This is a genomic window from Micromonospora ferruginea (assembly GCF_013694245.2).
Taxonomy (GTDB): domain Bacteria; phylum Actinomycetota; class Actinomycetes; order Mycobacteriales; family Micromonosporaceae; genus Micromonospora; species Micromonospora robiginosa.
This window is the reverse complement of record NZ_CP059322.2, coordinates 2,727,308-2,749,251: the sequence shown is the minus strand read 5'-3', so window position 1 is coordinate 2,749,251 and position 21,944 is coordinate 2,727,308. Positions and strand designations below refer to the sequence as shown.

The 21,944-nt window shown below is 73.9% G+C and carries 18 protein-coding genes; 14 read left to right on the top strand and 4 right to left on the bottom strand.

Annotated elements, in window-relative coordinates:
* Window positions 1-18: 18 nt before the first annotated feature.
* The gene (locus H1D33_RS11610) at window positions 19-744 is read left to right on the top strand and encodes a helix-turn-helix transcriptional regulator (protein WP_181568052.1); all 726 of its coding nucleotides are present in this window, start codon (window positions 19-21) and stop codon (window positions 742-744) included.
* 11 nt (window positions 745-755) lie between these two features.
* Here H1D33_RS11610 and H1D33_RS11605 read toward each other — a convergent pair whose 3' ends face one another.
* Window positions 756-1,145, bottom strand: a complete 390-nt coding sequence (locus H1D33_RS11605) for a VOC family protein (RefSeq protein WP_181568053.1) — start codon at window positions 1,143-1,145, stop codon at window positions 756-758.
* 179 nt (window positions 1,146-1,324) lie between these two features.
* On the opposite strand from H1D33_RS11605, the gene H1D33_RS11600 reads away from it, so the two are divergent.
* From H1D33_RS11600 to H1D33_RS11585, 4 genes are all read left to right on the top strand, one after another.
* The gene (locus H1D33_RS11600; protein WP_172967795.1) at window positions 1,325-1,474 is read left to right on the top strand and encodes a hypothetical protein; all 150 of its coding nucleotides are present in this window, start codon (window positions 1,325-1,327) and stop codon (window positions 1,472-1,474) included.
* 4 nt (window positions 1,475-1,478) lie between these two features.
* A complete protein-coding gene (locus tag H1D33_RS11595; protein ID WP_181568054.1) occupies window positions 1,479-2,894 on the top strand; it encodes a class I SAM-dependent methyltransferase in 1,416 nt (471 codons plus the stop codon).
* Window positions 2,887-4,929 carry a sulfatase-like hydrolase/transferase gene (locus H1D33_RS11590; protein WP_181568055.1) on the top strand — a complete coding sequence of 681 codons (2,043 nt, stop codon included), beginning with the start codon at window positions 2,887-2,889 and terminating at the stop codon, window positions 4,927-4,929. Before H1D33_RS11595 ends, H1D33_RS11590 begins: the two co-directional genes overlap by 8 nt.
* A 153-nt stretch (window positions 4,930-5,082) precedes the next feature.
* Entirely contained in the window at window positions 5,083-6,366 is a 1,284-nt protein-coding gene (locus H1D33_RS11585; protein WP_181568056.1) for a citrate synthase, read from the top strand.
* Between the two features lie 178 nt (window positions 6,367-6,544).
* Here H1D33_RS11585 and H1D33_RS11580 read toward each other — a convergent pair whose 3' ends face one another.
* The gene (locus H1D33_RS11580) at window positions 6,545-7,942 is read right to left on the bottom strand and encodes a glycosyltransferase family 4 protein (protein ID WP_181568057.1); all 1,398 of its coding nucleotides are present in this window, start codon (window positions 7,940-7,942) and stop codon (window positions 6,545-6,547) included.
* A gap of 288 nt (window positions 7,943-8,230) precedes the next feature.
* On the opposite strand from H1D33_RS11580, the gene glgX reads away from it, so the two are divergent.
* The 6 genes from glgX (at window position 8,231) to H1D33_RS11550 (ending at window position 16,260) form a co-directional block, all read left to right on the top strand.
* The gene (glgX, locus tag H1D33_RS11575; RefSeq protein ID WP_181572785.1) at window positions 8,231-10,351 is read left to right on the top strand and encodes a glycogen debranching protein GlgX; all 2,121 of its coding nucleotides are present in this window, start codon (window positions 8,231-8,233) and stop codon (window positions 10,349-10,351) included.
* 3 nt (window positions 10,352-10,354) lie between these two features.
* Window positions 10,355-12,655, top strand: coding sequence for a malto-oligosyltrehalose synthase (gene treY / locus H1D33_RS11570; RefSeq protein ID WP_181568058.1), 2,301 nt, complete (start codon window positions 10,355-10,357; stop codon window positions 12,653-12,655).
* Entirely contained in the window at window positions 12,652-14,385 is a 1,734-nt protein-coding gene (gene treZ, locus H1D33_RS11565; RefSeq protein WP_181568059.1) for a malto-oligosyltrehalose trehalohydrolase, read from the top strand. Before treY ends, treZ begins: the two co-directional genes overlap by 4 nt.
* A 34-nt stretch (window positions 14,386-14,419) precedes the next feature.
* Complete coding sequence (locus H1D33_RS11560; protein ID WP_181568060.1) at window positions 14,420-14,806, top strand: VOC family protein; 387 nt, start codon at window positions 14,420-14,422, stop codon at window positions 14,804-14,806.
* A gap of 162 nt (window positions 14,807-14,968) precedes the next feature.
* Entirely contained in the window at window positions 14,969-15,613 is a 645-nt protein-coding gene (locus tag H1D33_RS11555) for a maleylpyruvate isomerase family mycothiol-dependent enzyme (protein ID WP_181568061.1), read from the top strand.
* A gap of 38 nt (window positions 15,614-15,651) precedes the next feature.
* The gene (locus tag H1D33_RS11550; RefSeq protein ID WP_246411443.1) at window positions 15,652-16,260 is read left to right on the top strand and encodes a DUF6518 family protein; all 609 of its coding nucleotides are present in this window, start codon (window positions 15,652-15,654) and stop codon (window positions 16,258-16,260) included.
* A gap of 9 nt (window positions 16,261-16,269) precedes the next feature.
* Here H1D33_RS11550 and H1D33_RS11545 read toward each other — a convergent pair whose 3' ends face one another.
* Window positions 16,270-17,748 (bottom strand): glutamate-cysteine ligase family protein, encoded by a 1,479-nt coding sequence (locus tag H1D33_RS11545; RefSeq protein WP_181568063.1) that lies wholly within the window; start codon window positions 17,746-17,748, stop codon window positions 16,270-16,272.
* Between the two features lie 223 nt (window positions 17,749-17,971).
* Here H1D33_RS11545 and H1D33_RS11540 point away from each other — a divergent pair, with 223 nt between their 5' ends.
* Window positions 17,972-18,319 (top strand): DUF3817 domain-containing protein, encoded by a 348-nt coding sequence (locus H1D33_RS11540; RefSeq protein ID WP_181568064.1) that lies wholly within the window; start codon window positions 17,972-17,974, stop codon window positions 18,317-18,319.
* Between the two features lie 47 nt (window positions 18,320-18,366).
* Here the strand turns inward: H1D33_RS11540 and H1D33_RS11535 are convergent, their stop codons facing one another.
* A complete protein-coding gene (locus tag H1D33_RS11535; protein WP_181572786.1) occupies window positions 18,367-18,915 on the bottom strand; it encodes a hypothetical protein in 549 nt (182 codons plus the stop codon).
* Window positions 18,916-19,059: 144 nt separating this feature from the next.
* Here H1D33_RS11535 and H1D33_RS11530 point away from each other — a divergent pair, with 144 nt between their 5' ends.
* Window positions 19,060-20,184, top strand: coding sequence for a baeRF2 domain-containing protein (locus H1D33_RS11530; RefSeq protein WP_181568065.1), 1,125 nt, complete (start codon window positions 19,060-19,062; stop codon window positions 20,182-20,184).
* Complete coding sequence (locus H1D33_RS11525; protein ID WP_181568066.1) at window positions 20,177-21,934, top strand: thiamine pyrophosphate-binding protein; 1,758 nt, start codon at window positions 20,177-20,179, stop codon at window positions 21,932-21,934. Before H1D33_RS11530 ends, H1D33_RS11525 begins: the two co-directional genes overlap by 8 nt.
* The last annotated feature ends 10 nt before the right edge of the window (window positions 21,935-21,944 follow it).

Sequence of the window (21,944 nt, the reverse complement as noted above, 5' to 3'; positions counted from 1 at the left end):
AGGTGGCAGGGTGGTGGGGTGTACCGGGAATGGGAGGCGGTGGGGGTCGGCGGGGCGGTGCGCTGGGTGAGCGTCTCGTCCGCCGGCGGGGCGGTGCGGGTGCTGCCGGACGGGTGCCTGGACCTGCTCTGGTCCAGCCGGGCCGGCCTGCTGGTCGCCGGGCCGGACCGCACCGCGCAGGTCGGGCGGTCGGTGCCGGGGGAGCGGTGGATCGGGCTCCGGCTGCCGCCGGGCGTCGGGCCGGCCGTGTTCGGGGTGCCCGCCGAGGAGGTGCGCGACCGGCGGGTCCCGCTGGTCGACCTGTGGGGTCGCCCCGCTGCCGAGCTGGCCGAGCGGGTCGAGGCGGCGGCCGACCCGACCGTTGCGGGCTGGTCGGCGGCGGGCGGCGCGATCCTGGAGGAGGTGGCGCGGGCGCGGCTGCGGGCCGCCGGCGGGCCCGACCCGCTGGGCGCGCGGGTGGCCGCCCGGCTCGCCGCCGGGGCGACGGTCGCCGCGACCGCCGCCGAGGTCGGCCTCGGCGCGCGGGCCCTGCACCGGCGCAGCCGGCTCCTGTTCGGGTACGGCCCGAAGACGCTCGCCCGCATCCTGCGCATGCGCCGCGCGCTCGACCTGGCCCGGGGCGGTGCGCCGCTCGCCGAGGTTGCGGCGCTCACCGGGTACGCCGATCAGGCCCACCTGACCCGCGACGTGCGCGAGCTGGCCGGGGTGCCGCCGACCCGGCTGCTCGCCCCGTCCGAGGGCTGACGGGTTTCCGCTCAGAGCGGCGCGAACAGGTCCACGCCGTTGCCGTCCGGGTCGTGCACGACCGCGTACCGCTGGCCCCAGAAGGCGTCCCACGGTGGCAGTTCCCCGTGGTGACCGGCTGCGGTCAGCTCCGCGTACCAGCGGTCCACCTCGGCCGGGTCGGCGCAGCGGAAGGCGAGGCTCATCCGCGAGTTGCCGCCGCTCGGGTCGAAGCGCGGGTGGAAGCTGCGGACCGTCTCGACGGTGTCCCAGGCCAGCCGTACGCCGCCGGGCAGGGTGACCTCCACGTGCGGTTCCGACTCCGCGCCGGCCGGGATGGGCAGCCCCAGCCGGCGGTAGAAGTCGAGGGTGCGGGCCATGTCGGTGACGACGCTGCCGACGAGATCGAACTGTGGTGTCATGCCCGCCACGCTAGGCGCGCCCGGGCCGGCCCGTCTTGAACGGATCGGACGGACAGAGGTGGGCGGTGTGTCCGCGCGTGTCCGATCGACAGCGTACGGTAGGGGACGAGTCCGGCTTCGAGCAATAAAGCTCGCATACCGGGCCGCGTACCGATGACCGGCGAAGGAAGGAACGAGCCGTGACGCACCTGGCCTACCTGGACGCGGGATCCGGCAGTCTCATCGTGCAGGCGGTGGTCGGCGGGGTGGCCGGGGTGGCGGTGGCCGCCAAGCTCTACTGGCGCCGACTGGTGAGCCGGTTCCGTCGCCAGCCCACCGACCAGGGCTGACGGCGTGACGGTCCCCGACACCGGCGTCCGCGTCGAACCCGGCTCCTTCCGCGACCCCGGCAACCGGGTCTACCACCGAGGCACGGAGGTGCTGCGCGGGCTCGACGAACGGTCCGCCCGCGACTGGCGGGCACTGGCCGCCAGCGACCTCTTCCGCGACCTCACCGCCGCCGGCCACCTGGTCGGCACCGAGGAGCTGACGCCCACCCCGGTCGACACGCCCTGGGCCGCGGTGCTGCGACACGATCGCATCCCGTTCGTCTCGCACCCCTACGAGTGGTCCGCCGCGATGCTGCGCGACGCGGCGCTGCTGCACCTGGACGTGCTGCGCGCGGCGCTGGCCGCCGGCTTCACCACCAAGGACGGCTCCGCCTACAACGTGCAGTGGCAGGGCGCCCGGCCGGTGTTCATCGACGTCGGCTCGTTCGAGGCGCTGCGCGACGGCGAACCCTGGGCCGGCTACCGGCAGTTCTGCCAGACGCTGCTCTACCCGCTGCTGATCCAGGCCCACCTCGGGCTGGACTTCCAGCCGTTCCTGCGGGCCCGGATCGACGGCGTCGAGGCGGACCAGATGCGGCGGCTGTTCGCCGGCACCCGCCGCTGGCGCGCCGGGGTGCCCACCCACGTGCACCTGCACGGCGCCATGCAGGCCCGCAACTCCGGCGCCAGCACCAGCGACGTCCGCGCCCAGCTCCGCGCCGCCGGGTTCACCCGCGAGCTGGCGCTGGCCACCGTGCGCGGGCTGACCAGGCTGGTCCGCCGCCTCGACCACCGCCCCGGCGACAGCCACTGGTCGGACTACCAGCGCACCTGCGCCTACTCGGTGCCGGACCGGCAGGCCAAGGAGGCGTTCGTCGACCGCGCGGTGGCCGCCGTCGGCCCCGGATCGGCGCTGGACCTGGGCGCCAACGACGGCCGGTACGCCCGCATCGCGGCCCGGCACGCCGGGTACGTGATCGCCGTCGAGCAGGACCCGGCCGTGGTCGACGCGCTCTACCGCGCGCTGCGCGACGAGGGGGAGCGGCGGATCCTGCCGCTGGTGATGGACCTGGCCGACCCGTCACCCGGCGGGGGCTGGCGGGGCGTCGAGCGGGCCGCGTTCGTCGACCGGGCGCGCGCCGACGTGGTGCTCGCCCTCGCCGTGGTGCACCACCTGGCGATCGGCCGCAACGTGCCGCTGCCGGAGGTGCTCGACCAGCTCGTCGCGCTCACCGAGACCGGCGGCAGCCTGGTGGTGGAGTTCGTCCACCCGGACGACCCGATGGCCCGCCGGTTGCTGGCCAACAAACCCGACGGCCTCTTCCCCGACTACCGGCGGGACGCGTTCGAGGCCCTGCTGTCCCGCCGCGGCCGGGTGGCGGCCCGCACCGAGCTGCCGTCCGGCACCCGCACGCTCTACCAGGTGGTGGTGGGTGGCTGAGGACACCCTCGCCCCACCACGGGAACGCCCGGCCGGCACCGACGCGCCCCGGCGGCGCGGCCCCTGGCGGGCCGAGGCGGCGCGGCTGGCCGAGGTGGTGGCGCTGGTCGGCCTGGTGGTCACCCAGCCGCTGCTCGACGTGCTCGGCCGCAGCCCCGACTTCTTCCTGTTCCACCGGGCCACCCGGGGCGACGTGCTGCTCCTGGTCGCCCTGATCGCGCTGGCGCCCACGCTGCCGTTCGCGGCGCTCGGCGCGCTGGCCCTGCCCGGCGGCCGGGTCACCCGCGCCGCCGTGCACACCGTGCTGGTCGGGCTGCTGCTCGCCGCGCTCGCGGTCCAGGTCGGCCGGCACCTCACGCCGCTGCGGGGCGTACCGCTGCTGCTGGTGGCCGGCGTGGCGGGCGCCGCCGCGGCGGCCGCGCACCGGCGGTGGCGGGCGCTGCGCCGGGTGCTGCGGGTCGCCGCGGTCGGCCCGGCGGTGTTCGTCGGGCTGTTCCTGTTCGCGTCGCCGGCCTCGGCGGTGGTGCTGCCCCGCGGCGACGGCGGCGCGGCCGGGGTGGCCGGGGCGGGCGCCCACCCGCCGGTGGTCATGATCGTGCTGGACGAGCTGCCGCTGGTGTCCCTGCTCGGTCCGGACGGGCGGATCGACGCCACCCGGTATCCGAACTTCGCCGCGCTGGCCGGCGGCTCGACCTGGTACCGCAACGCCACCGGCGTCAGCGGCTGGACGCCCTACGCGCTGCCGGCCATGCTCAGTGGCCGCTACCCGGAACGGGCCGTCGCGCCGCACTACTCGCAGTACCCGGACAACCTGTTCACCGCGCTCGGCGGCCTCTACCAGATCAAGGCCGAGGAGAGCATCACCCGGCTCTGCCCGCCCAGCCGCTGCGAGCAGGCGGCCAGCCCGCAGCAGGGGATCGGGGTGCTGGCCCGGGAGAGCGGCAAGCTGCTGCGCCAGCTCACCGCGCCGGTGGACAGCCGGGTCGACCCGGAGGACTCCTACCGCGAGCAGACCGCCGCCGAGGCCGGGGTGGACGCCGCCGAGCCGGTGCCCGACGACCCCAAGTTCCGCTGGGACACCCTCGACGACAACCAGCCGGCCCGGTTCACCTCGTTCCTCGCCGGGCTGCGCCCCGCCGCCCGGCCCACGCTGCACTTCCTGCACCTGCTGATGCCGCACTCGCCGTGGGCGTACCTGCCGTCCGGGGCGCACTACGACGCGCCCGAGGACCTGCCCAACGACGGCGCCGGCTGGGTGGACCTGGCCCGTGCCCGGCACCTGGCCCAGCTCGGCTACACCGACCGGCTGATCGGCGAGACGCTGCGTACGCTGCGGGCCACCGGCCTCTACGACAAGGCGTTGGTGCTGGTCACCGCCGACCACGGGGTGAGCTTCCGCCAGGACTGGCAGGGGCGGGGGATGGGCGCCATCGAGCACGCCGCCGACCAGGTGGCCTGGGTGCCGATGTTCGTCAAGGAACCCGGCCAACGCGCCGGCCGGGTGGACGACCGCAACTGGGAGCACGTCGACCTGCTGCCCACGATCGCCGACGAGACGCACGTGCGGGTGCCGTGGCGGATGGACGGCGTCTCGGCGAAGACCGCCCCCCGTGGGCGCGCCGACAAGCGCTTCTACGACCGGCCCGGGCAACCGGTGACGATCACCGGTGGGGTGCCCGCGCCGGTCCCGCTGCCCGCCGTCGACCCACTGGTCGGCACCCGGGTCGGCGCGACGCCGACCGGCGGCACCGCCACCGTGGCGAACCGGGCCGCGTTCGACGCGGTCGACCCTCGACGAGGGCTGCCGGCGCTGGTCTGGGGCACCGTGCCCGACACGGTGCCGGACGGCGCCCGGCTCGCCGTCGCGGTCAACGGCACGGTCGGCGCGGTGGTGCCGGTGGTGCCCCGGGACGTCGGCGGACGACGGTTCGCCGCGTTCCTCCCCGACGACCGGCTCTTCGCCGCCGGCGCCAACCGACTCGACCTCTACCGGGTCGAGGCGAACGGGACGCTGCGCCGGCTCACCCTGTCCTGATCCACGCTCACCGCCGGTTTCCGACCCAGCAAGTCGGGAATGAGGTGACGCATACCTCACCCCCAAACCATGCCGAGCATTGTCCACCGCACCGTGATTACGGTAGAAGCGAAGGCAATTCAACGAAGATCTTGCCGGCGAAGCGAGGAACAGATGACGGAAGTCAAGCTCGACCACCCCGGTGGGCAGCTGTCGATGCCGGTGCAGTCCGCGGTCGAGGGGCCCGCCGGGATCGGCGTGAGCAAGCTGCTCAAGGAAACCGGGATGACCACGTACGACCCCGGTTTCGTCAACACCGCGTCCTGCTCGTCCGCGATCACCTACATCGACGGTGACGCGGGCATCCTGCGGTACCGCGGCTACCCCATCGACCAGTTGGCCGAGAAGTCCTCCTTCCTGGAGGTCTCCTACCTGCTGATCTACGGCGAGCTGCCGAGCCAGACCCAGCTCACCGAGTTCAGCGAGCGGATCCGGCGGCACTCGCTGCTGCACGAGGAGATGCGCCGCTTCTTCGACGGCTTCCCCCGCGAGGCGCACCCGATGGCCGTGCTCTCCTCGGCCGTCAGCGCGATCTCGACCTTCTACCAGGACAGCCTGGACCCGTTCGACTCCGAGCACGTGGAGATGTCCACGGTGCGGCTGATGGCGAAGGTCCCCACCATCGCCTCGTACGCCTACAAGAAGTCGATCGGCCAGCCGCTGCTCTACCCGGACAACTCGCTCGGCTACGTCGAGAACTTCCTGCGGATGACCTTCGGCGTGCCCGCCGAGCAGTACGAGGTCGACCCGGTCGTCGCCCGGGTGCTGGACATGCTGTTCATCCTGCACGCCGACCACGAGCAGAACTGCTCCACCTCGACCGTGCGCCTGGTCGGCTCCAGCAACGCCAACCTCTTCGCCTCGGTCTCGGCCGGCGTGAACGCGCTGTTCGGCCCGCTGCACGGCGGCGCCAACCAGGCCGTGCTGGAGATGCTCCAGAAGATCCAGGCCGACGGCGGCGACGTCCGCACCTTCGTGCAGAAGGTGAAGGACAAGCAGGACGGCGTGAAGCTGATGGGCTTCGGTCACCGGGTCTACAAGAACTACGACCCGCGCGCCGCGATCGTGAAGAAGGCCGCCCAGGACGTGCTCGGCCGGATGGCCAAGCCGGACCCGCTGCTGGACCTGGCGATGCAGCTCGAGGAGATCGCGCTGGCCGACGACTTCTTCGTCTCCCGGCGGCTCTACCCGAACGTGGACTTCTACACCGGCCTGATCTACAAGGCCATGGGCTTCCCGACCAAGATGTTCACGGTGCTGTTCGCGCTGGGCCGGCTGCCCGGCTGGATCGCCCAGTGGCGCGAGATGATCAACGACCCGGAGACGAAGATCGGCCGCCCGCGGCAGATCTACACCGGCGCCCCCGAGCGCGACTACGTCCCCGCCGCCAACCGCTGAGGGCGTAAGGAGGGGCCCCCGCTTAACGCTTTTGGTATAGGCGGGGCCCCTTCTTAACGCCACCGACGAGTGAGGCCGCCGACCCGCGTGAGGTCGGCGGCCTTTCGCGTGCTCCGGGCGAGGGGTGTTAAGCGGGGCCCCCGCCTCTACCAAAAGCGTTAAGCGGGGCCCCCGCCTTTCACCTCAGGCCGGCGGCGGTGAGGAGGTTGCCGGTGGGGACGGTGGGGCGGGTGAGGCCGGCGGCCATCCGCTGCTCGGTGCGGGCGGCGGTGAACGCCGGGTCGCCGGCGATGGCGGCGGCGTACGCGGCGGCGGTGCGGGACGCGATGGCCGACCAGCCGTACTTGTCGTGCACCAGGGCGCGGGCCCGGCGGGCCAGCGCGCGGGCCCGGTCGGTGTCGGCGAGCAGCGCGTGCACCGCTTCGGCGAGCCCGTCCGGGTCGTGCGGCGCGAACGTCGTGCCGGTGACACCCGGCTCGACGATCTCGGCCAGCCCGCCGGTACGCGACACGGCCAGCGGCGCGCCCGCGGCGGCCCCCTCCAGCGCGACCATGCCGAACGGCTCGTAGATGCTGGGCACCACGAAGCAGTCCGAGGCGGCCATCACGGCGGGCAGGTCGGTGCCGCCGAGGAAGCCGGGCATGCTGACCGTGTCGTCCAGCCCGAGCCGGCGCACCTCGGCCTCCAGCTCCGCCTTGTACGGCCCGTCGCCGACGATCACCGCGCGCAGCCCGGGGTGCCGCTCCCGCAGCCCGGGCAGCCCGGCCAGCAGGTGCTGCACGCCCTTCTCGTAGACCAGCCGGCCGGCGAACGTGACCAGCGGGCCGTCGCCGGCGAAGCGGGCCCGGGCGGCGGCGACCGCCGAGGCGGGCACCCGCCAGCGGTGCGGCTCGACGCCGTTGGGGACCACGTCGACCCGGGACGACGGCACGTCGAACAGCGCGCCGACCTCGTCGCGCATGTAGCCGGAGCAGACGATCACGCGCCCGGACTCGCCGGCCAGCCAGTGCTCGACGCCGTGGATGGTGCGGTTCATCTCCTCCGGCAGCCAGCCCTGGTGCCGGCCGGCCTCGGTGGCGTGGATGGTGGTCACCAGCGGCACGTCCAGGTGCTCGCGCAACGTCATCGCGGTGTGCGCGACCAGCCAGTCGTGGGCGTGGATGACGTCGTAGCCGCCGGACTGGGCGGCGCGCAGCGCGGCCCGGGTGAGCGTGTGGTTGAACGCCATCGTCCAGGCCAGCAGCGAGCCGGTGGCGAGCGGGAACGTGACCGGGTCCTCGGCGGCGCGGACGATGCGCACGCCGTCGGCGTACTCCTCCAGCGGCGCGCCCTCGGCGTGCCGGGTGACGACGGTGACCTCGTGCCCGGCGGCGGCCAGGGCGACGGAGAGCGCGTGCACGTGGCGGCCGAGGCCACCGACGAGCACCGGCGGGTACTCCCACGACAGCATCAGGATGCGCCGGCTCCGGGGCGCGACGCCGGGCTGCGGCGGCGCGGTCGGGCGGGAGGTGAGAGTGGGCCGGTGGAGCCGGTCCGTCGCGGTGGCGGTCTGCGCGCCGACCCGCAGAGAGGTCACGTCGATCTCCGTCCATGCATGGGGGGACACGCCGGCATCGGTGGCGGCGGGGAGCAGCGGTGAGGGTGGCCGAACGGCCGGTGGGAACGCGCGGGCGCGCGTCCGCGCTCAAGGAAAGTGCATCCGGCGCGAACGCGCATCTCCAATGCGACGATCGTGACGGACGACACCCGCTTCCGTCGGTTACCGTCCGAACGGGTGGATTGGTGGCGGGTACGCCGGGGCATCAACGGCGTGCGCGCCGGCCACCCGTCCGGTGCGCTCACGATCATGGCCCGAAGGAGCGACATGCAGGTCTGGCCGGGCGACAGCTACCCCCTCGGCGCCACGTACGACGGGATGGGCACCAACTTCGCGATCTTCTCCGAGGTGGCGGAGAAGGTCGAGCTCTGCCTCTTCGACGAGTGGGACATCGGCACCGAGCGCCGGGTGGAGCTGCGCGAGGTCGACGCGTACGTCTGGCACGCCTACATCCCCGGCGTGGAGCCGGGCCAGCGCTACGGCTTCCGGGTGCACGGTCCGTGGGACCCGGCCAACGGGGTGCGGTGCAATCCGCACAAGCTGCTGCTCGACCCGTACGCGAAGGCGGTCGACGGGGAGGTCTCCTGGGACCCGGCGGTCTACGACTACGAGGTGGGCGGCGACCCGGACCGGATGAACACCGCCGACTCGGCGCCGTTCATGCCGAAGTCGGTGGTGGTGAACCCGTACTTCGACTGGGGCAACGACAAGCCGCCGCGCACGCCGTACCACCACTCGGTGATCTACGAGGCGCACGTGCGCGGGTTGACCATGCGGCATCCGGACATCCCGGAGGAGCTGCGCGGCACGTACGCGGGGATCGCCTCGCCGGTGATGATCGAGCACTTCCAGCGGCTCGGCGTGACGGCGGTGGAGCTGATGCCGGTGCACGAGTTCGTGCACGACCACCGCCTGGTCGACCTGGGGCTGCGCAACTACTGGGGCTACAACACAATCGGCTTCTTCGCCCCGCACCACGGCTACTCCGCGCTGGGCCGGCTCGGCCAGCAGGTGCAGGAGTTCCGCGGCATGGTCAAGGCGCTGCACGCGGCCGGCATCGAGGTCATCCTCGACGTGGTCTACAACCACACGGCCGAGGGCAACCACCTCGGGCCGTCGCTGAGCTTCAAGGGCATCGACACGCCGAGCTACTACCGCCTGTCGGAGGAGGATCGGCGCTACTTCGTCGACTACACCGGCACCGGCAACAGCCTCAACGTGCGCAGCCCGCACTCGCTTCAACTGATCATGGACTCGCTGCGCTACTGGGTCACCGAGATGCACGTCGACGGCTTCCGCTTCGACCTGGCCGCCACCCTGGCGCGCGAGTTCTACGAGGTGGACCGCCTCTCCACGTTCTTCGAGGTGGTGCAGCAGGACCCGGTGGTCGGCCGGGTCAAGCTGATCGCCGAGCCGTGGGACATCGGCCCGGGCGGCTACCAGGTGGGCAACTTCCCGCCACAGTGGACCGAGTGGAACGGGAAGTACCGCGACACCGTGCGCGACTTCTGGCGCGGCGAACCGGCCACGCTCGCCGAGTTCGCGTCGCGCATCTCCGGCTCCGCCGACCTCTACCAGGACGACGGCCGCCGCCCGTTCCACAGCATCAACTTCGTCACCTGCCACGACGGCTTCACGCTCACCGACCTGGTCTCCTACAACGACAAGCACAACGAGGCCAACGGCGAGGAGAACCGGGACGGCGAGAGCCACAACCGCTCCTGGAACTGCGGCGTCGAGGGCGACACCGACGACCCGGGCGTACGGGCGCTGCGCGACCGGCAGCGGCGCAACTTCCTGGCCACGCTGATCCTGTCGCAGGGCGTGCCGATGCTCGGGCACGGCGACGAGCTGGGCCGCACCCAGCACGGCAACAACAACGCCTACTGCCAGGACAGCGAGCTGGCCTGGGTGGACTGGGAACGGGCCGACGACGAGCTGCTCGGCTTCGTGCGGCGGCTCACCGACTTCCGCAACCGGCACCAGGTGTTCCGCCGCCGGCGGTTCTTCACCGGGCTGCCGGTCGGTGGCCGGGCCGCCGGTTCCGGCCTGCCCGACCTGGCCTGGTACACCCCGGACGGCCGGGAGATGACCGGCGAGGACTGGGGCAACGACTTCGGCCGCTCGGTGGCCCTGTTCGTCAACGGCGACGGCATCCCGGAACGCGGCCAGTACGGCCAGCGGCACCGGGACAGCTCCTTCCTGCTGCTGTTCAACGCGCACGACGCGGCGCTGGACTTCACGCTGCCCGGCGAGGAGTTCGGCCCCCGGTGGGAGCTGGTGATCAGCACCGCGGATCCGGATCCGGAGAAGACGACACTGGTCGAGGCGGGTGGCACGGTCTGCGTACCGGACCGCTCGCTGCTGGTCCTGGAGAGGACGGCCTGACCCATGCCCGACACCCCTCGCTCCACCTACCGCGTGCAGGTGCGCCCCGGCTTCGACCTGGACGCCACCGCCGACCTGACCGACTACCTGACCGCGCTCGGCGTCACCCACCTCTACACCGCGCCGCTGCTCACCGCCACCCCCGGCTCGTCGCACGGCTACGACGTGGTCGACCACCGCGCGGTCAACCCGGAGCTGGGCGGCGAGGCGGGCCGGCAACGGCTGGTCCGGGCGTTGCGCGCGGCCGGGCTGGGCCTGGTCGTGGACATCGTGCCGAACCACGCCGGGGTGGCCCGGCCGGCGGCCAACCTGGCCTGGTGGGACGTGCTGCGCCGGGGGCGCGACTCGGCGTACGCGGGCTGGTTCGACATCGACTGGGACCGCGGCCGGCTACTGTTGCCGGTGCTCGCCGACGCCCCGGACGCGCTGGACGACCTCAAGCTGGTCGACGGGGAGCTGCGCTATCACGAGCACCGCTTCCCGGTCGCCGACGGCACCGGCGACGGGACGCCCCGGCAGGTGCACGACCGGCAGCACTACGAGCTGGTGAACTGGCGGCGCGGCGACGCCGAGCTGACGTACCGCCGGTTCTTCGCCGTCTCCGACCTGGCCGGCCTGCGGGTGGAGGACCCGGCGGTCTTCGACGCCACCCACGCGGAGATCCTGCGCTGGGTCGACGCCGGGGACGTCGACGGCATCCGGGTGGACCACCCGGACGGCCTGCGCGACCCGGCCGGCTACCTGGCCCGCCTGCGCGCCGCCGCGCCGGGACGCTGGCTGGTGGTGGAGAAGATCCTGGAGTACGGCGAGGACCTGCCGGACTGGCCGGTCGACGGCACCACCGGCTACGACGCCCTCGCCGCGGTCTGCGGGCTCTTCGTCGACCCGGACGCCGAACCGGATCTCACCGCGCTCGACGGGCGGGTGACCGGCCGGCACACCTCGTGGGAGGACCTGACCCACGCCACCAAGCTGGAGGCCGCCACCCGACTGCTCGCCGCCGAGCTGACCCGCCTCGCCGCGCTCGTCCCCGAACTGCCCGCCGAGCAGGTCCGCGCCGCGCTGGCCGAGCTGGCCGCCTGCTTCCCGGTCTACCGGGGCTACCCGCCCGAGGGCGTCCGGCACCTGGCCGCCGCGCGCAGCGAGGCCGGCCGGCGCCGACCCGACCTGACCGGCGTGCTCGACCAGGTCACCGCCCGCCTGCGCGACCCCGGCCACGAGCTGGCCGCCCGGTTCCCGCAACTGACCGGCGCGGTGATGGCCAAGGGCGTCGAGGACACCGCCTACTACCGGTGGAGCCGGTTCGTCGCGCTGAACGAGGTGGGTGGCAGCCCGGCGCACTTCGGCGTGCCCCCGGCCGAGCTGCACCGCTTCGCCACCGCCCGGCACGTGCGCTGGCCGGCGAGCATGACCACGCTCTCCACCCACGACACCAAGCGCGGCGAGGACGTCCGGGCCCGGCTCGCGGTGCTCAGCGAGCTGCCCGGGCGCTGGGCCGAGCGGGTCGGCGACTGGATGTCCCGGGCGCCGCTGGCCGACCCCGCGCTGGCCCACCTGCTCTGGCAGACCGCCGTCGGGGCCTGGCCGGTCGAGCGGGACCGGCTGCACGGGTACGCCGAGAAGGCCGCCCGGGAGGCGTCGGTCAGCACGAGCTGGGCCGACCCCGACCCGGCCTTCGAGCACGAGCTGCACGCCCTGGTCGACCGGATGTACGACGACCCGGAGCTGCACGCCCAGCTCACCGCCTTCGCCGACGAGATCACCCCGGCCGGCTGGTCGAACGCGCTCGGGCAGAAGCTGGTGCAGCTCGCCATGCCCGGCGTGCCGGACACCTACCAGGGCACCGAGCTGTGGGAGAACTCGCTCGTCGACCCGGACAACCGCCGCCCGGTCGACTTCGCCGTACGCCGGGACGTGCTGGCCCGGCTCGACGCCGGCTGGCAGCCGGCGGTGGCCGCCGACGGCGCGGCGAAGCTGCTCGTGGTCTCCCGGACGCTGCGGCTGCGCCGCGACCGCCCGGAGCTGTTCGGCGGCTACCGGCCGGTGCCGGCGCGCGGCCCGGCCGGCGCGCACGCGGTCGCCTTCGACCGGGGCGGGGCGGTCGCGGTGGCGACCCGGTTGCCGCTGCGGCTGGCCCGCGACGGCGGCTGGCGGGACACCACTCTGTCACTTCCCGTTCATCGGATGACCGACTTGTTCACCGGTCGGGTCTACAGTGGTGCTGAGCTGCTCCTGGATGATCTGCTGAGCACCTATCCCGTCGCCCTCCTCGCACCCACCGAGCCTGTGGAGGCCGCCGCATGACCGAGTTCACGGTGTGGGCGCCCGAGGCCGCCCGGGTCCGCCTGCGCCTGCCCGGCGAGGCCGACCGCGACCTGCGCCCCGGTCGGGACGGCTGGTGGCGGGTGGAGGCGCCGGACGCCGGGCCGGGCACCGACTACGCGTTCCTGCTCGACGACGACGCCCAGGCGCTGCCCGACCCCCGCTCGGCGTGGCAGCCGGCCGGCGTGCACGGCCCGAGCCGCGTCTACGACCACGCGGCGTTCGGCTGGACCGACGGCGCCTGGACCGGTCGGCAACTGCCCGGCAGCGTCCTCTACGAGCTGCACGTCGGCACGTTCACCCCCGAGGGCACGTTCGACGCGGCGATCGCCAAGCTCGACCACCTGGTCGACCTCGGCGTCGACCTGGTCGAGCTGCTGCCGGTCAACGCGTTCAACGGCGAGCACAACTGGGGCTACGACGGGGTCTGCTGGTATGCCCCGCACGAGCCCTACGGCGGGCCGGACGGCCTGAAACGGTTCGTGGACGCGGCCCACGCCAAGGGGCTGGGGGTGATCCTCGACGTCGTCTACAACCATTTCGGGCCCTCCGGGGCCTACGCGCCGCGGTTCGCGCCCTACCTCACCGAGCAGAGCAACACCTGGGGCCGCACGGTCAACCTGGACGGCCCGCACTCCGACGGGGTCCGCCGCTACATCGTCGACAGCGTGCTCATGTGGCTGCGCGACTACCACGTCGACGGCCTGCGGCTGGACGCCGTGCACGCCATGCCGGACGGCCGGGCCACCCACTGGCTGGAGGAGGTGGCCGTCGAGGTCGAGTCGCTGTCGACCGCGCTGGGCCGCCCGCTGTCGCTGATCGCCGAGTCCGACCTGAACGACCCGACCCTGATCACCGCCCGGGAGGCCGGCGGTTACGGCCTGCACGCCCAGTGGAACGACGACGCCCACCACGCGCTGCACACGCTGCTCACCGGCGAGCGGCAGGGCTACTACGGCGACTTCGGCTCGCTGGAGTGCCTCACCGACGTGCTGACCGGCGCGTTCTTCCACGCCGGCACCTGGTCCAGCTTCCGGGGCCGCAGCCACGGCCGCCCGGTGGACCGGCAGCGCACGCCCGGGCACCGGTTCGTGGCCTACCTGCAGAACCACGACCAGATCGGCAACCGGGCCACCGGCGACCGGATCTCCGCCACGCTCTCCGCCGGGATGCTGCGGGTCGGCGCCACGCTGCTGCTGACCGCGCCGTTCACCCCGATGCTGTTCATGGGGGAGGAGTGGGCCGCCACCACGCCGTGGCAGTTCTTCACCAGCCACCCGGAGCCGGAGCTGGCCGTCGCGGTCGCCACCGGCCGCCGGCGCGAGTTCGCCGCGCACGGCTGGGCCACCGACGACGTGCCCGACCCGCAGGACCCGCAGACCTTCCTGCGCTCCCGGCTCGACTGGGCGGAGCTGGACAAACCCGAACACCGCGAGATGTACGAGTTCCACCGCCGGCTGATCGCGCTGCGCAGGTCGCGGCCCGACCTGTCAGACCCCCGGCTGCACCGGGTCGAGGTGCGCCACGGCGACCAGTTCCTGGTGGTGCGGCGCGGCGACACGCTGGTGGTGGCCAACCTGGCCGAGCGTCCGCAGCGGGTCAACCTGCCCGGGGTGGTGCGCCGGGTGCTGCTGGCGACCGCCGAGGGGGTCTCGGTGATGCGCGACGGCCTCCAGCTCCCGGCGGAGAGCGCGGCGATCGTCTCCCTCTGAGCCGAGCGGTGCGGGATGGGGCAGACTGGCGCGCATGGTCTCGGTGGTGCAGAACGTGGCGATCGACTGTGCGGACGCCTATCGGCTGGCGCGGTTCTGGAGCGAGGTGACCGGCCGGCCGCTGCACCCGGAGGACCGGCCCGGTGACCCGGAGACCCAGGTGCTGCTGCTCGCCGACGGCCCGGTGCTGCACTTCAACCAGGTGCCCGAGCCCAAGCAGGTCAAGAACCGGCTGCACCTGTGCCTGCGTCCGGAGACGTCCCGGGACCAGGAGGTCGAGCGGCTGCTGGGCCTCGGCGCCACCTTCGTCGCCGACCACCGGAACCCGGACGGCTCCGGATGGGCGGTCCTCGCCGACCCGGAGGGCAACGAGTTCTGCGTGCTGCGCAGCGACTCCGACCGCGCCGCGACGGCTTCCTGACGCCGGTCACGCGCCGGTGCGACCCTCGGCGGAGGCAGCGTGAGCCGCTGCACGACCCGCAACCGCCGGCGCTCGTCGGGCTGACCCGCTGACCGTCGCGCCGATGAGTCCGGGGGCGGGGCGCGGTCCTATCGGGGACGGCTCGACCCCCTGGAGGCTGCCATGTCCGACACGCTGTCCCGCGACGACCTGTGGGCGCTCGCGCACGCCGAGCGGGCCGCCCTCGCCGACGACCTGGCCGGGCTCGACGCGGCGCAGTGGGCGCAGCGGTCGCTGTGCGGCCGGTGGACGGTGGAGGAGGTGGTCGCCCACCTGACCGCGGCGGCCAGCGTCGGCCGGGTCCGCTGGCTGGCCAGCGTGCTGGCCGCCCGGTTCGACTTCGACCGGCACAACGACCGCCGGCTGGCCGAGCGCCGGGGCGCCGACCCGGCGGGGACCCTCGAACGGTTCCGCCGCGTCATCGGCAGCACCACGTCGAAGTTCGGCCCGACCGAGGCGTGGCTCGGCGAGGTGGTCGTGCACGCCCAGGACATCCGGCGCCCGCTCGGACTGGGCCGTACGCCACCGGTCGGGACCGTCACGCCGGTCGCCCGCTTCTTCGCCGGGCGGGACTTCACCGTGGCCGGGCGTACCGCCGTCGCGGGGCTGCGGGTGGAGGCGACCGACGGGCCGTTCACCGCCGGGGTCGGTCCGCTGGTCAGCGGCACCATGCTGGCGTTGACCATGGCGATGGCCGGGCGGGCGGCCTACTGCGACGATCTCACCGGGCCCGGAGTACCCACGCTGCGGGAGCGCTGCGCCGCCTGACCGATCGCGCCGAACGCATACTGAGTATGCTCGCGGCCATGTCACCCGCATCTCGCACCCTGGCGCTCGTCGCCCCGGTCGCCGGCTTCCTGCTCGGCTTCCTCGACTTCGTCTGGATCACGCGGGTGCCCTACCCGTTCGCCGAACTCGGCAACTCGACCGCCACCTGGGCGGTCGCCGCGTTCGCGCTGGGCTGGTGGGTCCGGGTGGGCGTCGTACGAGCCGCCGTGGCCGCCGTCGTGCTGCTCGTCGTCGCCGTGCCCGCCTACTACCTGGCGGCGGCGCTGCTCCAGGGCGACGACCCGGCCGTCATCGTCGCGCCCACCTCACTGCTCTGGATGGCGTCCGGCGTGCTCGCCGGCGTGGTGTTCGGCGTCGCCGGTGTCTGGGCGCGGACGACCGGGTGGCGGCAGGTGGTGGCGACCGCGCTGCCGGTGGCCGTGTTCGTCGAGGAGGCGCTGCGCTTCGTCGGAAGGGCCCGCACCGGCTATCCCGGCGCGTGGTGGAACGTGGTCATCGACCTGGGGCTCGCCGCGCTGCTGCTGGAGCTGGTCGGCCGCACCCTGCGGGTACGGCTGCTCGCCGCGGCCGTGGCGCTCCCGTTGGCCGTCGTCGGTACGTTCGTGTTCGCCGCCGTCGGCGGGTGACCGGACGCGTCAGGGGATCGGCCACTCGTGCACGGGACGGTTGCTGTGCATCAGGTCGACGTAGTGGCGGACCACCTCGCGCAGCGCCGCCGGCCGGTCCAGATGGTCGGCGGACTCCAGCCGGTGCAGCGTCTCCACCTGCCAGGTCGCGCCGTTGCGGCCGGTCAGGCAGCGCTGCTCGATGATGCCGAGCAGCCGGTCCCGCTCGCCCGGGTCCAGGCCCCACCGGTCCAACCCGTGGTGGGCCAGCGGCAGCAGCCGGCGCAGCACCAGCTCGGTCACCGGCAGGTAGCCCAACGCCGGCCAGAACACCTGGGCGTCGATGCCGTGCCGGGAGCAGGCGGTGAAGTTCTCCTCGGCGGCGCTGAAGGACATCTGCGACCAGAGCGGACGGTCCGACTCGGCCAGTGCCCGGACCAGGCCGAAGTAGAACGCGCCGTTGGCGACCGTGTCCAGCACGGTCGGGCCGGCCGGCAGCACCCGGTTCTCCACCCGCAGGTGCGGCCGGCCGCGCAGCACGTCGTAGACCGGCCGGTTCCAGCGGTAGATGGTGCCGTTGTGCAGGCGCAGCTCGGCGAGCTTCGGCACGCCGCCGCTGGCCAGCGTGGCCGCCGGGTCCTCCGGGTCGCACACCGGCAGCAACGCCGGGAAGTAGCGCACGTTCTCCTCGAACAGGTCGAACACCGAGGTGATCCAGCGTTCCCCGAACCACACCCGCGGGCGTACCCCCTGGGCCTTGATCTCCTCCGCCCGGGTGTCGGTGGCCTGCTGGAACAGCGGGACCCGGGTCTCGCGCCACAGCTCCCGGCCGAAGAACAGCGGGGAGTTCGCGCCGAGCGCCACCTGGATGCCGGCGACCGCCTGGGCGGCGTTCCAGTAGTCGGCGAACTGGGCCGGGCTGACCTGCAGGTGGAACTGGGTGCTGGTGCAGGCCGCCTCCGGCGTGATGCTGTCGGCGGTGGTGGCCAGCCGCTCCACCCCGCTGATCGCGATCGGCAGGTCCTCACCGCGGGCGGCGAGGATCTGCTCGTTGAGCAGCGCGTAGCGCGGGTTGGTGGAGAGCGTCTCGGCGGTCAGGTGCTCCGGGCGCAGGGTCGGCAGGATGCCGATCATCACCATGTGCGCACCGACCGTGCGGGCCTTCTGCTCGGCCGCGTTGAGGCTGGCCCGCACGTGCTCCTCGAACTGGGCGGTGCCGGTGCCGGCGAGCCGGCGCGGCGCCACGTTGATCTCCACGTTGAACCGGCCCAGCTCGGTCTGGAACGCCTCGTCGGCGATCGCCTCCAGCGCGTCGGCGTTGCGCATGGCCGGGTCGAAGCTGTCGTCGACCAGGTTCAGCTCGATCTCCAGGCCGGTCATCGGCCGCTCCACGTCGAACCGGGACTCGCGCAGCATCTCGGCGAAGACGTCCAGGCACCGCCGGACCTTCTCCCGGTAGCGGGCCCGATCCTCCCGGCTGAAGGTGCGTACGCCGACGTCCTCGCCCATGGTCACCGCCTTGTCACCGTTGGTCCTCCCAACCTGGCACGAAGCCGCCGGTCAGGAAAGGCCCGAAGGACCTTTCCTGTACCCAAAAACGCCTTCCCTCACCCTGCGGGGGTAAGGCGGGGCCCCCGCTTAACGCCTTCTGCATAGGCGGGGGCCCCTTTTAACACCTGGCCACAGCCGGGGCGGCTACCATGGCCGCCGGCTTCGACAGGGGGAGTACGGGATGCGTGACGGCTGGGTCCGGGCGTTCGTGGTGGCGGCGATCGCCGAGGCGTGCTCGTGGGCGGCGCTGCTGGCCGGCATGGCGGTCAAGTACGGGCCGCCGCGCAACGAGATCGGCGTGCAGGTGTTCGGCCCGATCCACGGCGGGCTCTTCGTGGCGTACGGGCTGCTGGTCCTCGTGGTGGCCCGGCGCCGCCGCTGGTCCCTGGTGCAGACCGGGCTGGCGCTGGCCAGCGCCGTGCCGCCGTTCGCCACGGTGCTGTTCGAGCGCTGGGCCCGCCGCCGCGGCCTCCTTGGCGCCTCCGTCACCGCTCCCGCCGAGCGCACGCTCACCGGCGTCGGCGGTTAACAGGGGGCCCCGCCTATACCGGAGGCGTTAACCGGGGCCCCCGCCTTTCACGTCAGCGCGGAGCAGGCGGCCACGGTGAGCACCAGGAGCGCGCCGACAAGCGCCTGGATCAGCAGCGCCGGACCCAGGTGCGACCAGAGCGTCGCGGTACGCGGCGTGAGCAACTGCCCGGTGGTCAGGTTGACGATCCGCTCGATCCGGGGCGGCAGGTCGGCGTCGCGCTGCGCGCGCAGCGTGAGCTGGACGTGGTCGCCCGGGTGCAGCGCGCTCTGCGGCAGGTGCCCGTGCAGCTCCACCTCGACCAGCCGGTCCGCGGCGTCCCGCACCCGCACCGGGGTGACCAGGAACTCCGGACCCTTCTTCAGGTCCTTGAAGCTGCGCTTCGCGCCCCCGCCGCCGCTGCTGAGCAGCGCGCGGAGCACCCGCAGCAGCAGCCCCACCACGCCGGCGGCGGTGAGCACCGCGACCAGCACCGGCTGGCCGACGCGTACCTCCCGGGCGTAGCCCTCCATCAGCCGGACCAGGCGTCCGGTGACGACGCGTTCGGTCGGATGCGCCGGGCGTCGGGTGTGCAGGTCCGTGTCCATGTTCACCACCGAGAGTTCCGTTGCGTGCACAGATGGTATCGATCCTTCGGGTTGAACGACGTGAATGAACGGCGGTCACGCCCCGGCGCGGGACGCAGGTGACAACGGCCGGGGGCCGGGTATGCGTGCGGCCGAGCCGGAAAGGGGTCGAGCATGCAGCTGTCCTTCCTGCGCCCGCTCTACGACCGTCCCGGGCCGTGGTGCTCGGTCTACCTGGACGCCTCCCGGGACACCCACGACTCCCGCCCGCAGGTCGACCTGCGCTGGCGGGCGCTCAAGGGTGACCTGTTGGCCCAGGGCGCCGACCAGGTCACCGTCGAGGCGGCGGAAGAGGTCGTACGCCGGCACGAGCCGATGCCCGGCGACTACGGCATCGCGGTCTTCGCCAGCCGGGGTCGGGTGGTGCTCACCGAGTACCTCTCCGCGCCGCCGCTGCGCGACCTGGCCACCTGGGCCGCGCTGCCGCACACCATGCCGCTGGTCGCCCAGCGCGGCGAGCAGGTCGCCTGGGTGCGGGTGCTCGCCGACCGCACCGGCGCGGACGCGGTCGCGGTCAGCGCCGGCGGGGTCCCCCGGCGGGCCCAGGTGACCGGCCGGCAGAGCCGGCAGGTGCGCCGGGCGCAGCCGGGCGGCTGGTCGCAGTCGCGCTACCAGCGCGCCGCCATGGAGGCGTGGCACCACAACGCCGGCGACGCCGCGGCGGCCACCGCCGACCTGGCCGAGCGCGTCGGCGCCGACGTGGTCGTGGTGGCCGGCGACATCCGGGCCACCGGCATGATCGCCGCCCAGCTCCCGGAGCGCTGGCAGGACGTGCTGGTCCGCACGGACGCCGGGGCGCGTACCGGGGGCGCGGACGACACGCTGATGGACGACCTCACCGTGCAGACCGTCGCCGAGGTCGCCGACCGGCGGATCGCCGCCGCGCTGGACCGCTTCGGCGTCCAGGAGGACGTCGGCGCCGGGTTGGACGCGGTGGTCGCCGCGCTGCAACGTAACCAGGTGGACACCATGCTGCTCGTCGACGACGCGTCCGCCGACGGCGAGCTGTGGGTCGGCCCCGAGCCGACCGAGATCGCCACCGACCCGGCGCAGCTCGCGGACATGTCGGTGGCCGACCCGCAGAAGGTACGCGCCGACGCCGCGCTGCTGCGCGCGCTGATCGGCACCGACGCGGACCTGACCGTGCTCGCGCCGGAGGAGGCGCCGGAGCTGACCGACGGGGTCGGCGCGGTGCTGCGGTACGTCGACGCGGGCACCCCGGGGCGGGGCGATGGCTGACCGTACCGTCGCCGATCTGGTGGTCGAGCGCCTGCGGGCCTGGCGGGTACCGCGGGCCTTCGGCTACCCCGGCGCGGCCCTCGCCCCGCTGCTGGCCGCGCTCGACGACGCGGGCGGCGACCCGGCGTTCGTCCCGGCCCGGCACGAGGAGACCGCCGCCTACATGGCCACCGGCCACGCCAAGTTCACCGGCGGCATCGGCGTGTGCCTGGCCACCCAGGGGCCCAGCGCGGTGCACCTGCTCAACGGTCTCTACGACGCCAAGCTGGACAGCAAGCCGGTGGTGGCGATCATCGGCGAGGACGTCAGCGGCCCGCTCGGCGGCGCGCACGAGGAGATCGGGCTGAGCCGGCTCTTCGGCGACGTGTGCAACCAGTTCGTCCGCTACGGCCGCAGCCCGGAACAGGTGCCGGCGCTGCTGGACCAGGCGTTCCGCACGGCGGCGGCGACACGCAGCCCGACCTGCGTGGTGCTGCCCCGGGCGTTGCAGGTGACCGCCGCGCCGGACCTGCTGCCGCAGACCGCCGGCGTGGTCACCGCCACGCCCGGGGAGCCGCTGGCCCGGGTGCTCCCGCACGAGGCTGACCTGGACGCGGCCGCCTCGCTGCTCGGCGCCGGCCGCCGGGTGGCGCTGCTGGTCGGCCAGGGCGCGCACGGCGCGGCCGAGGAGATCGTCGCGCTCGCCGACCGGCTCGGCGCGGGCGTGGCCACGTCGCTGCTCGGCAAGCCGGTGCTGGACGAGCGGCTGCCGTTCCACGCCGGCGTGCTCGGCGAGGTCGGCACCACCGCCGCCGCGCAGCTCATGGGCGGCTGCGACACGCTGCTGATGGTCGGCACCAACGACCCGTGGACCGACTGGTTCCCGGTGCCGGGGCAGGTACGTACCGTCCAGATCGACATCGACGGCCGGCGGATCGGCACCCGGTACCCGGTCGACGTGCCGCTGGTCGGCGACACCGCCGAGACGCTGCGGGCGCTGCTGGCGCGGGTGCCGGAGCGGCCCGACCGGCAGTGGCGCGGCGTGGTGGAGAGCGCGGTGGACCGCTGGCGGACCGCCGCCGCGGACCGCGCCGCCGCCCCGGCGGAGCCGATCAACCCGCAACTGGTGCTCCGCGAGCTGTCCGCCCGGCTGCCGCAGCGCGCGTCGGTCGCGGTCGACGTGGGCTCGGTCGTCTACTGGTACGCCCGGCACCTGGAACTGCCGCCCGGCGTGCAGGCCCGGCTCTGCGGCACGCTCGGCTCGATGGGCTGCGCCCTGCCGTACGCGGTGGCCGCCAAGCTGGCCCACCCGGACCAGCCGGTGCTCGCGCTGCTCGGCGACGGGGCGATGCAGCTCAACGGCCTGGCCGAGCTGATCACCGTGGCGCACCACTGGACCGACTGGCCGGATCCCCGCCTGGTCGTGCTGGTGCTGAACAACCGGGACCAGTCCGGCGTGGGCGGTGGCCGGCCGCCGGGCACGGCGGTGGACCGGCGGCCCGACGTGCCGTACGCCGGTTGGGCGCGGCTGCTCGGCCTGCACGGCGTCCGGGTGGACCGCCCGGACCTGGTCGGCGCGGCGTGGGACGAGGTGCTCGCGGCCGACCGGCCCAGCGTGCTGGAGGCGGTGGTGGACCCGGCGGTGCCGCTGGACGTGCCGGAGCCGGCGCTGGCCGACCTTCGTGGCCTGATGGCCGACGGCGACGCGGCCCGGCGGGTGCGGGAGCGGGTGATCCAGACCGAGGCCATCGCGGCGGAGGACCTCGTTTAGCCGGCCTGGG

Coding starts and splice junctions, on each gene's coding strand:
- H1D33_RS11605 (WP_181568053.1), bottom strand. CDS start 1,145: ATGACACCACAGTTCGATCTCGTCGGCAGCGTCGTCACCGACATGGCC.
- H1D33_RS11585 (WP_181568056.1), top strand. CDS start 5,083: ATGACGGAAGTCAAGCTCGACCACCCCGGTGGGCAGCTGTCGATGCCG.
- glgX (WP_181572785.1), top strand. CDS start 8,231: ATGCAGGTCTGGCCGGGCGACAGCTACCCCCTCGGCGCCACGTACGAC.
- treY (WP_181568058.1), top strand. CDS start 10,355: ATGCCCGACACCCCTCGCTCCACCTACCGCGTGCAGGTGCGCCCCGGC.
- treZ (WP_181568059.1), top strand. CDS start 12,652: ATGACCGAGTTCACGGTGTGGGCGCCCGAGGCCGCCCGGGTCCGCCTG.
- H1D33_RS11560 (WP_181568060.1), top strand. CDS start 14,420: ATGGTCTCGGTGGTGCAGAACGTGGCGATCGACTGTGCGGACGCCTAT.
- H1D33_RS11555 (WP_181568061.1), top strand. CDS start 14,969: ATGTCCGACACGCTGTCCCGCGACGACCTGTGGGCGCTCGCGCACGCC.
- H1D33_RS11550 (WP_246411443.1), top strand. CDS start 15,652: ATGTCACCCGCATCTCGCACCCTGGCGCTCGTCGCCCCGGTCGCCGGC.
- H1D33_RS11545 (WP_181568063.1), bottom strand. CDS start 17,748: ATGGGCGAGGACGTCGGCGTACGCACCTTCAGCCGGGAGGATCGGGCC.
- H1D33_RS11540 (WP_181568064.1), top strand. CDS start 17,972: ATGCGTGACGGCTGGGTCCGGGCGTTCGTGGTGGCGGCGATCGCCGAG.
- H1D33_RS11530 (WP_181568065.1), top strand. CDS start 19,060: ATGCAGCTGTCCTTCCTGCGCCCGCTCTACGACCGTCCCGGGCCGTGG.
- H1D33_RS11525 (WP_181568066.1), top strand. CDS start 20,177: ATGGCTGACCGTACCGTCGCCGATCTGGTGGTCGAGCGCCTGCGGGCC.